Origin of the sequence: Enterobacter cloacae complex sp. IR5441 (genome assembly GCF_049238215.1) — a bacterium.
Taxonomy (GTDB): domain Bacteria; phylum Pseudomonadota; class Gammaproteobacteria; order Enterobacterales; family Enterobacteriaceae; genus Enterobacter; species Enterobacter hormaechei_C.
This window is the reverse complement of record NZ_JBMKIA010000028.1, coordinates 1-14,226: the sequence shown is the minus strand read 5'-3', so window position 1 is coordinate 14,226 and position 14,226 is coordinate 1. Positions and strand designations below refer to the sequence as shown.

Annotated in this window: 11 protein-coding genes and 1 pseudogene; 6 read left to right on the top strand and 6 right to left on the bottom strand. The window is 55.6% G+C overall.

The features are described from left to right. Positions 1 to 89 precede the first annotated feature (89 nt). Positions 90 to 1,676 carry an STY4199 family HEPN domain-containing protein gene (locus ACOTX5_RS21085; protein WP_045910932.1) on the top strand — a complete coding sequence of 529 codons (1,587 nt, stop codon included), beginning with the start codon at positions 90 to 92 and terminating at the stop codon, positions 1,674 to 1,676. A 33-nt stretch (positions 1,677 to 1,709) separates the two neighbouring features. On the opposite strand, the gene ACOTX5_RS21080 is transcribed toward ACOTX5_RS21085, so the two are convergent. The 4 genes from ACOTX5_RS21080 to ACOTX5_RS21065 form a co-directional block, all read right to left on the bottom strand. Beyond that, positions 1,710 to 3,359 (bottom strand): alpha,alpha-trehalase, encoded by a 1,650-nt coding sequence (locus ACOTX5_RS21080; RefSeq protein WP_126489828.1) that lies wholly within the window; start codon positions 3,357 to 3,359, stop codon positions 1,710 to 1,712. A gap of 241 nt (positions 3,360 to 3,600) precedes the next feature. After that, a complete protein-coding gene (locus ACOTX5_RS21075; protein ID WP_032672213.1) occupies positions 3,601 to 3,888 on the bottom strand; it encodes a hypothetical protein in 288 nt (95 codons plus the stop codon). A 162-nt stretch (positions 3,889 to 4,050) separates the two neighbouring features. Beyond that, positions 4,051 to 5,403, bottom strand: a complete 1,353-nt coding sequence (gene gorA, locus ACOTX5_RS21070) for a glutathione-disulfide reductase (RefSeq protein WP_045910931.1) — start codon at positions 5,401 to 5,403, stop codon at positions 4,051 to 4,053. Between the two features lie 70 nt (positions 5,404 to 5,473). Next, positions 5,474 to 6,316: a 23S rRNA (adenine(2030)-N(6))-methyltransferase RlmJ gene (locus ACOTX5_RS21065; RefSeq protein ID WP_006808562.1), complete on the bottom strand. Its 843-nt coding sequence runs from the start codon at positions 6,314 to 6,316 to the stop codon at positions 5,474 to 5,476. A 208-nt stretch (positions 6,317 to 6,524) separates the two neighbouring features. On the opposite strand from ACOTX5_RS21065, the gene prlC reads away from it, so the two are divergent. Continuing rightward, positions 6,525 to 8,567 carry an oligopeptidase A gene (gene prlC / locus ACOTX5_RS21060; RefSeq protein ID WP_045910930.1) on the top strand — a complete coding sequence of 681 codons (2,043 nt, stop codon included), beginning with the start codon at positions 6,525 to 6,527 and terminating at the stop codon, positions 8,565 to 8,567. A gap of 7 nt (positions 8,568 to 8,574) precedes the next feature. Beyond that, on the top strand, positions 8,575 to 9,327 hold the full coding sequence (gene rsmJ, locus ACOTX5_RS21055) for a 16S rRNA (guanine(1516)-N(2))-methyltransferase RsmJ (protein ID WP_045910929.1): 753 nt from the start codon (positions 8,575 to 8,577) through the stop codon (positions 9,325 to 9,327). 91 nt (positions 9,328 to 9,418) lie between these two features. Here rsmJ and uspA read toward each other — a convergent pair whose 3' ends face one another. Next, a complete protein-coding gene (gene uspA / locus ACOTX5_RS21050) occupies positions 9,419 to 9,856 on the bottom strand; it encodes a universal stress protein UspA (protein WP_003861223.1) in 438 nt (145 codons plus the stop codon). Between the two features lie 283 nt (positions 9,857 to 10,139). On the opposite strand from uspA, the gene uspB reads away from it, so the two are divergent. Further along, complete coding sequence (gene uspB, locus ACOTX5_RS21045) at positions 10,140 to 10,475, top strand: universal stress protein UspB (protein WP_003861224.1); 336 nt, start codon at positions 10,140 to 10,142, stop codon at positions 10,473 to 10,475. Between the two features lie 54 nt (positions 10,476 to 10,529). Here the strand turns inward: uspB and pitA are convergent, their stop codons facing one another. Beyond that, positions 10,530 to 12,029 (bottom strand): inorganic phosphate transporter PitA, encoded by a 1,500-nt coding sequence (gene pitA, locus ACOTX5_RS21040; protein ID WP_003861225.1) that lies wholly within the window; start codon positions 12,027 to 12,029, stop codon positions 10,530 to 10,532. A 228-nt stretch (positions 12,030 to 12,257) separates the two neighbouring features. Between pitA and ACOTX5_RS21035 the strand changes: the two genes are divergently transcribed. Then, a complete protein-coding gene (locus ACOTX5_RS21035; RefSeq protein ID WP_045910928.1) occupies positions 12,258 to 13,460 on the top strand; it encodes an NAD(P)/FAD-dependent oxidoreductase in 1,203 nt (400 codons plus the stop codon). 142 nt (positions 13,461 to 13,602) lie between these two features. Continuing rightward, positions 13,603 to 14,109: pseudogene (locus tag ACOTX5_RS21030) on the top strand (TnsA endonuclease N-terminal domain-containing protein); the annotation flags it as partial. Positions 14,110 to 14,226 lie beyond the last annotated feature (117 nt).

Genomic DNA, 14,226 nt, shown 5'->3' with positions numbered 1-14,226 from the left:
AAGTCAGGTATGTTTAACCTCATATAAATAAAAAGAAAAACGACTTTTAATGCCGCTTTAGCGGTACTCATTGTCTCTCAAGGAAAACAATGATGATTAGCTCATCGCATCATACCCGCGAACAGTTTGAACACTGTCTGGCAGCGATCCGTCAGGCGTCTGTTGAAATTTTACTTCTGTTGAATGTACATGTTTCTGAAGGAAAAGATCCACGCTGGTTTCTGGAGCAACTGGATAGCGCCCGCCTGGGGCTGGGCGGGTGGGGCGCCGTAGCCAGGAAGCTGAATCTGAATGATGCGGAAATGACGGCCTTTACGCTGCAATTACGCTTGCTTCAGCAGCGTGTTCCCCAGTATGAAAGCGGGCAGGATGTCAGCGAAAATCAGCTGATTGCGGCGATGCGCTTCGTCACCTCCCTTGAATATCTGCGCCTGCAACAGCCCCTCCTGACCTACGAAACCGGGAGGGTGCCAGAGAAGGAGAGCCAGCTTCAGGCGCAGAAACAGGTGCGTGCCATTGAGCTGATGATTAAAGGACTGATACAACAGGCGTGGCCCGATCCGGTGCGGCTGAATAATCATCTTAAGACCTTGTTTAACGCTGAACGCGTGCGTCGCTGGCTGAAAAACGGTGAGATTAATGATGTTCTGAGCGGCATGTTGTTCAGCGAACTGGCCCAGCTGCTGGTGGATAAAAAAGAATTTAGCCGCTACTACGCGCCGCTGTTTAACGCTCCGGACATGCTGACGCTGCTGGTAGAGCCCCGCAAAACCCTGCAAACCTTCCTCGAAGATATTCGACAAATCCGCAACAGCATCACCGTGCAGCAGCCGTTAAGCGGGGCGCAAATCCAGCTGCTCGACTGCTATTACACGCAGATCACCCGCTCCGTTCAGCGCGCGTTTGAGGAAGGGCGGACACGCGTTAACCCGGCGGCGCTGATGGCGGTGGACGAAAGCGAGCTGCACGCGTTCTGGGAAAAGGCGCAAAAAATGGACCGCACCACAGGCGGCGATCTTTTTGAAGTGCGCGACAGTATAGAAAAACCGACTCAGCGCGCCGCGCGTACGCCAGAGCAGCGCGAACAGCTGATTTCCGGCGTGCTGTGGGGAGCGGTTGGCGTGATGGTTATCGCGATTGTCGTGGGGGGATTCTGGCTGGTGACCAGCAGTAAACCGCAGCCAGCTGTAGCCAGTACGGCATCTCCCGCGCCGGTGCAGGAGATGCGCGAAACGCCTTCCTCGCGAGAAACGCTGACGCGCATGGGTGTCACCTGGGATGAAAACAACTTCCGTTCAGCGATTAGCCGCAACGATACTCGCGTGGCGCTCCTGTTTTTGCAGGGTGGGATGGACTGGAAAATGTCATGGACGGAGGAGGCGTTGTCGGCAGGCTACGACGACGTGCTGGAAGTGTTGTTGCGCTACCGCCTGCAAATGACAGAGCAAAAGCCCTGCCGACGCTTTATTAATACGCTTAGCCATGCGATGGCGAACGGCGAATCGCTGACGTCTATGCGTAAGCAGTACCTGAAAGCATTCTGTACCGTCCCGGCGGTAGTGAAACGTCAGCAGCACGACGCCGATATGGCAACGCGCCGCGCGAAGACGCAGCCCGATGCCAGCACAAAAAAATGGCAGTCCATCCAGACTGCCATTTATGAGGTGATCCGCTGATTATTTTTCCCCCTCACCCCAAAGGGGCAAGGCTCAGGGCTCCCCATACAGCCCAATCAACCGCCGCACCACGCCATTCGTCCAGCCGAAGCCATCCTGCAACGGATACTCCCCCCCGCCACCTTCGCGTGGCGTGCTGCTGGCGATGTGGTACTTCTCAATCAGCTTATGATGGGTTTTGTAGTAATGGTTCACCGTGTGCAGCCAGCTCCAGGCGATCTCATCTCCCAGCGAGTCATTGCCGTACTGCTTGAACCCCTGGATCGCCATCCACTGGAGCGGCGCCCAGCCGTTCGGCTTATCCCACTGCTCCCCGGTTTCATATTCGGTGGCGAGAATACCGCCCGGCGTGAGCAGACGGGCTTTAACGGCATCGGACAGCCGTTCAGCCTGCTCATGCGTCGCCATGCCCACATACAGCGGCACAATGCTGGCCGCAGAGAACAGCGCCAGGGCTTCACGCCGCCAGTCGTAATCACGATAACAGCCGTTCTCTTCGTCCCACAGATAGCGGTTCACCGCCGCGCGCCGGTCGCTGGCTTTCTGGCGGAACAGATCAGCCGTCTCTTTATCCCCTTTCGACGCGGAGATATTGGCGATAGCGCTCTCCAGTTTGAACAGGAATGCGTTCAAATCAATGGGGATAAATTGTGTCGTGCGGATGCTGGCCAGCCGCGCAGGATCGCGCAGCCAGCGGGATGAGTAATCCCATCCTGAGGCTGCCCCGGCGCGCAGGTCGCGATACACCTCGTTCGGCGGACGACCGGAATGACGGGCGGTTTCCACGTCCTCAATCCACGATTCATCTCGCGGCGTGTCGCGATCGTCCCAGTAGCGGTTGAGCAATGAGCCATCCGGCATGAGTACCGCACTGCGATAGGCCTGATTGAGCAGCAGCGATTCCGCCCCGTCCATCCAGAAGGCGTACTCCATCTTAAGATGCTCAAGATAGCGCTTCGCCCCGCGCACGCCGTCCTCTTCAAACAGCTCCACCATCAGGGCAAAAACGGGCGGCTGAGAGCGGCTGAGATAGTAGGTACGGTTGCCGTTCGGGATATGGCCGTAGCGCTCAATCAGCCAGGCGAAGTTATCGGCCATACATTTCAGCAGATCGTTACGACCGCTTTCAGCAAGCCCCAGCATGGAGAAGTAAGAGTCCCAGTAGTAGGTCTCACTGAATCGCCCGCCGGGCACAATATAGGCCTGCGGCAGCGCCAGCAGCGACGACCACGGGATGTGATCCTGCGGCTCACGCGTCAGCACCGGCCACAGATTATCAATATGTTCTTTCAGGGACAGGCCGGGGTCAGAGACGTACTCTTTGCTGTAGTCCTCCGGCAGCCAGAAGTGATTCTCCACAAAGCGCGCCAGGTCAAAATCACGGTGACGACGCACCTTGCGATAGCGGATCAAAATATCCAGCGGATCCATCTTCGGCGCGCAGTCGGGAAAGGTTTTGCTGTCCGCAAACAGCCGCGACGACTGGACGTGTTCAAACAGTTCAAGGTAGCGGTCTGCGGGCGTAAGGGCATCGGACGCCGGCAGCCCTTCAATCATTTCCGGTTCCGGCTCTGCCTCGATCATCTCATCCAGTTTTAACTCACAGGGATCGGTTTCGTAGCGCAGCTCTTCTGCAATCTCGAACTCGATATCCTCGGCAGTCTGTAGTTTCTGGTTGAACATGGTGTTCAGGACCTCCGGTTTTTGTCGTAACCAATACGGGTTTTTCCCGGCTATCTTTAAAGCGTAGACATTCGCTTCGGTTAATGCGGTGCGAAGTGTGCGGTAGATCACGCTTTCAAAATGGATTTAAACACGCTGAAAATCAGATATCCCTTTGATTATGAAATTATTAAATCAGAATCTTTGGAAACAGAGCAGGAATAAAATTCAGAGCATTCGGTATTCTGCATATACGCAGGGATTAATGCGCCTGACGCGCATTGCCCTGAAGGCTTTTGGCGGTTTGATTGGCTTTCTGGCTGGCGCCTTCGCTTTTATCCATCGCTTTGCTGGCCGCTTTTTCCGCATGGGCGGCGCTGTACGCAGCCAGATGGGAAATCACGATGGCGTAAATGCTCATTAACGACACCCACAGAATGCTGTTTTTCCACCACAGCAGGGTAGGAATAGTCAGTATCGCCCAAACCAGCGCGAGAACAAGGTGCATTTTGGCCATCAGTTTTGCGGTGATCTTTACGTGCATTTTCATATCTCTAATCTTTTTCCGTAGTAACAGGCGAACGCGTAGCGCTTTCTAAGATTAGTTAATTCCACCGCGGGTACCGGGTTATTTTGTTACCGTTTGTACAGCCGTTGGGTTTACCTGCCCAGGGCATAAAAAAACCGGCCAGCTGGCCGGTTTTGTTGCGGATCAGCGCATAGTCACAAACTCTTCCGCCGCAGTCGGGTGGATCGCCACGGTGTTATCGAAGTCTTTCTTCGTTGCGCCCATCTTCAGCGCCACCGCGAAGCCTTGCAGGATCTCGTCCATGCCGAAACCAATGCCGTGGATGCCGACGATCTTCTCCTCCGGGCCCACGCACACCAGCTTCATGCGGCATGGCTGACGGTGCGAGGTGACCGCGGTATACATCGCGGTAAAGGCCGATTTATACACTTTCACCTGGTCATCGCCGTACTGCTCACGCGCCTGCGGCTCGGTTAAGCCGACGGTACCGATTGGCGGGTGGCTGAAGACCACGGTCGGGATGTTGCTGTAGTCCAGATGTTCGTCCGGCTTGTTATTAAACAGACGCTCGGAAAGACGACGCCCCGCCGCCACGGCAACCGGCGTCAGCTCTACGGCGCCGGTGTTATCACCGACGGCATAAATGCCCGGTACGCTGGTGTTCTGGAATTTATCAACGACAATGTAGCCTTTTTCATTGGTTTTCACCCCGGTTGCGGCCAGGTTGAAGTTGTCGGTGGCCGGTTCACGACCAATCGCCCAGATCAGGCAATCAACGGTCTGGCTGCGACCATCTTCCAGCTCCAGAGTCAGGCTACCGTCCGCATTTTTCACCACCGCTTTTGGCACGGCGTTGGTGTGCAGGGTTGGGCCTTCGGTGTTCATCACCTCGACCAGCGTGTCGACGATCAGCGGGTCAAAGCTGCGCAGCGGCGCGTGTTTACGCACGAACAGGTGCGCTTCCGCTCCCAGGCCGTTAATCACGCCGGCCAGCTCAACCGCGATGTAACCTGCGCCCACAATGGCAACGCGTTCTGGCAGAGCAGGCAGCTCGAAGAAACCGTCGGAGTCGATACCGTATTCCGCGCCCGGAATGTTCGGGTGGCTCGGACGGCCGCCAGTGGCGATCAGGATGTGATCGGCGGTGATCGTCTCGCCGTTCACTTCGATCGTCTTCGCATCCACGAAACGGGCGAAGCCGCGGATCACATCGACGTTATTCTTGCCCAGCACGTTATCGTACGAGGTGTGAATACGGTCGATGTAGGCGGTACGGCTGGCGATCAGTTTATCCCAGTCGAAGTGGTTGATGGTGGTGTCAAAGCCGTAGTCCGGGCCATACATATGGATAGCTTCACGGATTTGCGCGGCATGCCACATCACTTTCTTCGGTACACAACCCACGTTCACGCAGGTGCCGCCGAGTTCCTTGGCTTCAATCAGCGCACACTTCTGGCCGTACATGGCCGCACGGTTGATGGAGGCGATGCCGCCGCTGCCGCCGCCGATTGCGATGTAGTCATAATGCTTAGTCATAGCGTTGTCCTTAATCGTGAATTGCCGCGATTGTATACCTGAAATCAATAGTTTCCACCGATGGCTGCGATTACTCCGGCACGATCCAGCTCACGGTGGCGTGACCCGTACCGGCTGGCACCAGCGTTTTGTGCAGCCACGGCAGCACGTTGTTCATCTGTGCTTCGAGCTTCCACGGCGGGTTAATGACGATCATGCCGGACGCGGTCATGCCGCGCTGGTCGCTGTCAGGGCGCACCGCCAGCTCAATTTGCAGGATTTTACGAATGCCGGTCGCTTCGAGGTCTTTGATCATGCGTTTAATTTGCGCGCGCAGCACTACCGGATACCACAGGGCATAGGTGCCGGTCGCAAAGCGTTTGTAACCTTCGTTAATGCCGGTCACCACCGCCTGATAGTCGGTTTTGATTTCGTACGGCGGGTCGATCAGCACCAGGCCGCGACGGGAAACCGGCGGCAGTTTGGCTTTCAGCTGCTGGTAGCCATCGGCTTTGTCCACGCGGGCGCGGTTATCTTTCTGAAACTCAGAACGCAGCAGCGGGAAGTCGCTCGGGTGCAGCTCTGTCAGCTGAAGGCTGTCCTGCTCACGCAGCAGCTGGCGGGCAATCAGTGGTGAACCCGGGTAGTAACGCAGTTGGCCGTTGCGGTTGAAGTGATTCACCACGCCAATGTACGGCTCCAGCTCGGCAGGCAGATCGTCCTGCTGCCAGATACGCGCAATCCCTTCCAGATATTCACCGGTACGCTCGGCATGCTCGCCGCTCAGCTGATAACGGCCCGCGCCCGCGTGGGTGTCCAGATAAAGGAACGGTTTATCCTTTTCTTTAAGCGATTCGATGATCAGGCTCTGAACGGTATGTTTGAGGACGTCGGCGTGGTTGCCTGCGTGGAAGCTGTGGCGATAACTGAGCATGGGTAATGATATTCCGCTGAATTGACGATTTGCCACAGTTTACAGCAGAACGGCACAGATTACCCGCAGGCCCGGTAAGCGCAGCGCCACCGGGCGTTTTTCGACAACCTTCGGCATTGAAATCCTCTACACTTAACCCCATTACTGAAAACAATATGCACAGCGCCGGATGCGCGCTTCATTCATCTATTTCAACAGGACAGCGTTTATGACCAATCCATTACTGACGCCTTTTTCGTTGCCACCGTTTTCTAAAATCCTCCCTGAGCATGTGGTTCCGGCCGTTACCCAGTCGCTGAACAACTGCCGTGCGGCGGTAGAAAACGTGGTCGCGCAGGGCGCGCCGTACACCTGGGAAAATCTGTGTCAGCCGCTGGCCGAAGTGGACGACGTGCTGGGGCGTATCTTCTCCCCGGTGAGTCACCTGAACTCGGTGAAAAACAGCCCGGAGCTGCGTGAGGCCTACGAACAGACCCTGCCGCTGCTCTCTGAGTACAGCACCTGGGTCGGTCAGCATGAGGGGCTCTACAAAGCCTACCGCGACCTGCGCGACGGCGACCACTATGCCGAACTGAACACGGCGCAGAAAAAATCGGTCGATAACGCCCTGCGTGATTTCGAACTGTCCGGGATTGGCCTGCCAAAAGAAAAACAGGTTCGCTACGGCGAAATCGCCGCGCGCCTGTCCGAGCTGGGCAACCAGTACAGCAACAACGTCCTCGACGCCACCATGGGCTGGACGAAGCTGATTACCGATGAATCTGAACTGGCGGGTATGCCGGAAAGCGCGCTGGCGGCGGCAAAAGCCCAGGCCGAAGCGAAAGAGCAGGAAGGCTTCCTGTTAACGCTGGATATCCCAAGCTATCTGCCGGTGATGACCTACTGCGACAACCAGGCCCTGCGCGAAGAGATGTACCGCGCCTACAGCACCCGCGCCTCCGATCAGGGGCCGAATGCCGGTAAGTGGGACAACAGCCCGGTGATGGCGGAGATCCTCGCCCTGCGCCACGAGCTGGCACAGCTGCTGGGCTTCGGCAGCTACGCGGATAAATCCCTCGCCACCAAAATGGCTGAGAACCCACAGCAGGTGCTCGACTTCCTGACCGATCTGGCGAAACGCGCCCGTCCTCAGGGTGAAAAAGAACTGGCTCAGCTGCGCGCCTTTGCGAAAGCGGAGTTCGGCGTGGACGAGCTTCAGCCGTGGGATATCGCGTACTACAGCGAAAAACAGAAACAGCATCTCTACAGCATCAGCGACGAACAGCTGCGTCCGTACTTCCCGGAAAACAAAGCCGTTAACGGCCTGTTCGAGGTGGTGAAACGCATCTACGGCATTACCGCGAAAGAGCGTACCGACATCGACGTCTGGCATCCGGACGTGCGCTTCTTCGAGCTGTATGACGAGAAAAACGAGCTGCGCGGCAGCTTCTATCTGGATCTTTACGCGCGAGAAAACAAACGTGGCGGGGCGTGGATGGACGACTGCGTGGGCCAGATGCGTAAAGCAGATGGTTCCCTGCAAAAACCGGTCGCCTACCTGACCTGTAACTTCAACCGCCCGGTGAGCGGCAAACCTGCGCTGTTTACCCACGATGAAGTGATCACCCTGTTCCACGAGTTCGGTCACGGCCTGCACCACATGCTGACCCGCATCGAAACCGCTGGCGTCGCCGGTATCAGCGGTGTGCCATGGGATGCGGTCGAGCTGCCAAGCCAGTTTATGGAAAACTGGTGCTGGGAGCCGGACGCGCTGGCATTTATCTCCGGCCATTACGAAACGGGCGAACCGCTGCCGAAAGAACTGCTGGATAAAATGCTGGCGGCGAAAAACTACCAGGCGGCGATGTTCATCCTGCGTCAGCTGGAGTTCGGCCTGTTCGACTTCCGCCTGCACGCCGAGTTCAGCCCGGAGCAGGGGGCGAAAATCCTCGAAACCCTGGCTGAGATTAAAAAGCAGGTCGCGATTATTCCAGGCCCGACCTGGGGACGCTTCCCGCACGCGTTCAGCCATATCTTCGCAGGCGGGTACGCCGCAGGCTACTACAGCTACCTGTGGGCCGACGTGCTGGCGGCAGATGCCTTCTCGCGCTTCGAAGAAGAGGGGATTTTCAACCGCGAAACCGGTCAGTCGTTCCTTGATAACATCCTGACGCGCGGCGGTTCAGAAGAGCCTATGGAGCTGTTCAAACGCTTCCGTGGCCGCGAGCCGCAGCTGGATGCGATGCTGGAGCATTACGGAATCAAAGGCTGATTGCTACGTGAAGATCTGCTTAGTAGATGAAACAGGCGCCGGGGACGGCGCCTTATCTGTTCTGGCGACCCGCTGGGGGCTGGAACATGATGAAGACAACCTGATGGCGCTGGTGATGACGCCGGAACATCTGGAGCTGCGCAAGCGCGATGAGCCGAAGCTTGGCGGGATTTTTGTCGATTTTGTTGGCGGCGCGATGGCGCACCGACGTAAGTTTGGCGGCGGTCGCGGCGAAGCGGTGGCCAAAGCGGTCGGCATTAAAGGCAGCTATCTGCCGGACGTGGTGGATGCCACGGCGGGGCTGGGGCGCGATGCCTTTGTGCTGGCGTCTGTCGGCTGTCGGGTGCGGATGCTGGAGCGTAATCCGGTTGTCGCCGCGCTGCTCGACGACGGGCTGACGCGGGGCTACGCGGACCCGGAAATCGGCCCGTGGTTACAGGAACGTTTGCAACTTATTCATGCCTCCAGCCTGACGGCGCTGACCGATATCACCCCGCGCCCGCAGGTGGTCTATCTCGACCCCATGTTCCCGCATAAGCAGAAAAGCGCGCTGGTGAAGAAAGAGATGCGGGTGTTTCAGTCTCTGGTGGGGCCAGATTTAGATGCCGATGGCCTGCTGGAGCCGGCTCGTCAGCTGGCGACGAAGCGGGTGGTGGTGAAGCGGCCGGACTATGCGCCGCCGCTGGCGGACGTTGCGACCACTAACGCGGTGACCACCAAAGGACACCGATTTGATATTTATTCGGGAACGCCAGAATAAAAAAGCCGGGTGGCGGCTTCGCCTTACCCGGCCTACATTCAGTGCCGCTTGTAGGCCCGGTAAGCGTTAGCGCCACCGGGCTTTTTTGCACTTACTCGTCTTCTTCGTCACGCAGTGGAACAATCAGCATATCCACGTGTACGGTGTTAATCAGCTGGCGCGCGGAAGACATCAGCTTGCTCCAGAAGTCCTGGTGATGACCGCATACCACCAGGTCCATATCGTATTTCTTAATCGCATCAACCAGCACCTGGCCCAGATCGCCGCTACCGCTTAAGGTTTCAGTGATTGGATAGCCCGCGTTGGTAGAAAGCTCGCTCAGCGCGTGGTGAGTCTCTTCGGAGATGCGTTTCTGCATATCGCCGAGATTCACGTCGATCAGACCGGTGTAGAGGTCGGAGTAATTCACATCAACGTGAATCAGCGAAACTTTCGCGTTGTAGGGACGTGCCATGGATACTGCTTTATCAACCAGCACTTTACTCTCCGGGGAGAGGTCTACCGCGATGAGAATGTGTTTGTAAGCCATAGTGTTACTCCTTCCTTAAGTTATCGATGACTAAATGGGAAAGCCGTCGTCTGATGCTTTCATTACGGCCCAGTTAAACATATTTTTCAAGCTTTGGTGTTGATAACGATTAACCTTGTGGCAAAAAAATTAACGGATCTCCTACACTATTTAATGAGCCGTTCGGATATTAAAACGCGAACCGGATCGACTTTTGGTCATTCTTTCACTGAACTGTCTGTCAGGGCATTGGGGTGCGGTAGCTCAGGAGCCTTGCTTCGTGGGCGGACGCCGGGGAGGATGTATGATTAGCACCGTCGCATTGTTTTGGGCGTTATGCGTGGTTTGCATAGTGAATATGGCGCGCTACTTCTCATCGTTACGTGCGCTGTTAGTGGTACTTCGTGGTTGCGATCCGTTGCTTTATCAGTATGTGGACGGTGGAGGGTTCTTCACCTCGCACGGACAGCCCAGCAAGCAGATGCGTCTGGTGGGGTATATCTACTACCAACGCTACCGCGATCACCACGATGAAGAGTTTATCCGTCGCTGCGAGCGCCTGCGTCGTCAGTTCATTTTGACCAGCGCCCTGTGTGGTCTGGTTGTGGTGAGTATGATTGCGCTGATGATTTGGCACTGAGCATAAAAAAAGCGGGCCAGTTTCCTGACCCGCTTTTTTGTCGCCTTCAGCCGATTAAATCAGCTTCAGCGAAATCCAGTACAGACCGCCAGACAGCAGGATGGACGCCGGGAGGGTGAACACCCAGGCCATCAGAATGTTGGTCACGGTTTTACGCTGCAAACCGCCGCCGTCAACAATCATGGTACCTGCCACGGACGAAGAGAGTACGTGGGTGGTGGAGACTGGCATACCTGTGTAGCTTGCCAGACCGATAGATACCGCCGCCGTCATCTGCGCGGACATACCCTGCGCATAGGTCATGCCTTTCTTACCGATCTTCTCACCGATGGTGGTCGCCACACGACGCCAGCCAATCATCGTACCGATACCCAGCGCCAGCGCGACCGCCATGATGATCCAGATTGGCGCGTACTCAATGGTGTTGAGCATATCGCCTTTCAGTTTCTTCAGCAGACGCTGGTCGTCAGCATTAACCTCTGGCAGCTTCGCGACTTTATCGGTCACGTCGGAGATACAGAGCATGATGCGACGCAGCTGACCACGCTGTTCAACAGCCAGCTTGTCGTAGCTTTCGATATCGGCCAGCATGCCTTTCGCACGTTCCAGCGCGTTAATCGCGTTTGCCGGATGGCAATGGAACTCGCCCGGTGCCGTCGTTGCGCCTGACTCCGGAGAAGGAATCAGCTGGTCCACGCCGGTCGCTTTCTTCAGCAAATCAGGATGCTGCTGGAAGTAAGTCTCAACGTTGTTTACCGCATCACGGGTACGGGTGATTTCGTAACCGGAGGCGTTCATGTTAACCACGAAGCCCGCCGGTGCGACGCCAATCAGAACCAGCATCACCAGGCCGATACCTTTCTGACCATCGTTCGCGCCATGAGAGAAGGCGACGCCGATAGCGGAAATGATCAGCGCGATACGCGTCCAGAACGGCGGCTTTTTCTTGCCGTCTTTCTTCTCACGCTCTGCTGGCGTCAGGTGGATACGCGCACGTTTTTTCGTGTTGCTCCAGTAGCGACGCAGGATGAAAATCAAGCCACCCGCCACCACCAGACCGACGATAGGGGAGATGATCAGAGAGCCGAAAATACCGAGAACTTTCGGGATATTCAGCGCATCAACGACGGAGGTCCCGGTCATCAGGGCATTGGTTAACCCGATACCGATAATCGCGCCGATGAGGGTGTGAGAGCTGGATGCCGGCAGGCCGAAATACCAGGTACCGAGGTTCCAGATAATCGCAGCAAGCAGCATAGAGAACACCATGGCCAGGCCATGACCGGAACTCACGTTAAGCAGCAGATCCGTTGGCAGCATATGCACAATGGCATACGCAACGCTCAGTCCGCCCAGGAGGACACCAAAAAAGTTAAATACCGCCGCCATAACGACCGCAAGCTGCGATCGCATTGCGCGAGTGTAGATAACCGTTGCTACTGCGTTTGCAGTGTCGTGGAAGCCGTTGATCGCTTCGTAAAACAGCACAAAAACCAGAGCAAGCAATAATAAAAGCCCGGTATGTAAATCCAGGCCGGCAAACAAATGTAGCATAGGACGTTACGCCATTTTGAGGACATGAACGCGGCGCATTATCCAGGACAAATGCGCAACGGGCAAAGTGAAATATAGACTTTTTTTGACATACTACCTGATTTGAGAAATGTGCCTGAAAGGATAATCTTTAAATATCAATGAAATGGCTTTGTAATATCTTTTTACGCTGGTGCGACCACTGAGGAAACTTTACAATCCGCGGCAGTTAACGAAGAGGATTTTGACGTGGAAAGGTTTGATGCCGTAGTAATTGGCGCCGGTGCGGCGGGTATGTTTTGTGCGGCGATGGCCGGACAAGCGGGTCGTCGCGTGCTGCTGCTGGATAACGGAAAAAAGCCTGGCCGCAAGATCCTGATGTCTGGCGGCGGGCGCTGTAACTTTACTAATCTTTATGTCGAGCCTGCGGCCTATTTGAGCCAGAACCGTCATTTTTGTAAATCTGCGCTGGCGCGTTACACCCAGTGGGATTTTATCGAACTGGTGGGTAAACACGGTATCGCGTGGCATGAGAAGACGCTGGGACAGCTGTTCTGCGACGACTCCGCGCAACAAATCGTTGATATGCTGGTGGCCGAGTGCGAGAAAGGCGGCGTTGTAATGCGCCTGCGCACCGAAGTGCTGGACGTCGCCCGTGACGAGCAGGGCTACACGCTGCAACTCAACGGTGAAACCGTCAGCGCCGATAACCTGGTGATCGCCAGCGGCGGCCTCTCGATGCCGGGGCTGGGTGCCTCACCGTTCGGCTATAAAATCGCCGAGCAGTTTGGCCTGAAGGTACTGCCCACCCGCGCCGGGCTGGTACCGTTCACGCTGCATAAGCCCCTGCTGGAACAGCTTCAGACGCTCTCCGGCGTGTCTGTGCCGTCGGTCATTACGGCCGAAGACGGCACGGTGTTCCGCGAAAATCTGCTCTTTACCCATCGCGGACTCTCGGGCCCGGCGGTATTGCAGATCTCCAGCTACTGGCAGCCGGGGGAGTTTGTCTCCGTAAACCTGGTGCCGGACTGCGATCTGGAAGCCTTCCTCAACGAGCAACGCGCCGCGCACCCGAATCAAAGCCTGAAAAATACCCTGGCGATGCAGCTGCCGAAGCGTCTCGTGGAGTGCTTGCAGGCGTTAGGGCAAATTCCGGATGTTACGCTCAAGCAGCTCAACAGCCGCGAGCAGGAAACGCTGGTGGAGACGCTGACGAACTGGCGCGTACAGCCAAACGGCACCGAAGGCTACCGCACCGCGGAAGTGACGCTCGGCGGCGTGGATACAAACGAACTCTCATCCCGCACGATGGAAGCCCGCAACGTGCCGGGTCTTTATTTCATTGGTGAAGTGATGGACGTGACCGGCTGGCTCGGCGGGTATAACTTCCAGTGGGCGTGGGCGAGTGCCTGGGCATGCGCGCAGGCACTCGCTGATGTCCGAGGACAATAAAGTTGTACACAAAGCACTAAAGTTGTAACCATTCTCAAAAAACGACGCTAATGTTGTATACTTACTGAATGTGTGGTTATAGGGTTGGAGACTATAAAATACACATATAGGTACGTATCAATGTCGTTTTTAGGGTACGATCATGGCTAGGGGTAGGCGTCTCAAATCCTATTTGGATTATGAAAATGCGCTAGGTGACGGCATAGGAGTGGGCTATGGCCAAAGTTATCAGCCCTGGCTTAGAGCTCAGGACGTTAAATCCCGTGGAAACCGTTCGATAGTCTTTGGCCTTAAGACGTTTCGAAACCATCATCTCCTTTCTTCTGTCGAAAGTAACTTTTTCTATCTGGCTGAGTTTAATGACTCGGTGATTGATATCCGGGAACAATTCCCACTCTTTCCTCTCCGGCTTACCCAACAAATAGCAAATCATCTACATTTTCAACATCCTATGGTGAGGGGAGTAAGAGGAGTACCTGTCGAAGTTCTGAATGTTATGACAACCGATTTTTTACTGACCTTGAGAACTCCTGAAGGCGGACTTCGATACAAAGCTATAGCAGTAAAACATAACGAGAGCATACCTGAACGCGAAGCCCAAAAACTTGAAATAGAGAGGATGTTTTGGCAGTTGATTGATGTTGAGTTCTGATGAATCCCCTAATGATTTTGGTAAAAATCATTAAGTTAAGGTGGATACACATCTTGTCATATGATCAAATGGTTTCGCGAAAAATCAATAATCAGACAACAAGATGTGCGAACT

Bases quoted from the DNA above. Each gene is read 5' to 3' on its own strand.
- ACOTX5_RS21085 (WP_045910932.1), top strand. From the start codon at position 90: ATGATGATTAGCTCATCGCATCATACCCGCGAACAGTTTGAACACTGT.
- ACOTX5_RS21080 (WP_126489828.1), bottom strand. From the start codon at position 3,359: ATGTTCAACCAGAAACTACAGACTGCCGAGGATATCGAGTTCGAGATT.
- ACOTX5_RS21075 (WP_032672213.1), bottom strand. From the start codon at position 3,888: ATGAAAATGCACGTAAAGATCACCGCAAAACTGATGGCCAAAATGCAC.
- gorA (WP_045910931.1), bottom strand. From the start codon at position 5,403: ATGACTAAGCATTATGACTACATCGCAATCGGCGGCGGCAGCGGCGGC.
- ACOTX5_RS21065 (WP_006808562.1), bottom strand. From the start codon at position 6,316: ATGCTCAGTTATCGCCACAGCTTCCACGCAGGCAACCACGCCGACGTC.
- prlC (WP_045910930.1), top strand. From the start codon at position 6,525: ATGACCAATCCATTACTGACGCCTTTTTCGTTGCCACCGTTTTCTAAA.
- uspA (WP_003861223.1), bottom strand. From the start codon at position 9,856: ATGGCTTACAAACACATTCTCATCGCGGTAGACCTCTCCCCGGAGAGT.
- uspB (WP_003861224.1), top strand. From the start codon at position 10,140: ATGATTAGCACCGTCGCATTGTTTTGGGCGTTATGCGTGGTTTGCATA.
- pitA (WP_003861225.1), bottom strand. From the start codon at position 12,029: ATGCTACATTTGTTTGCCGGCCTGGATTTACATACCGGGCTTTTATTA.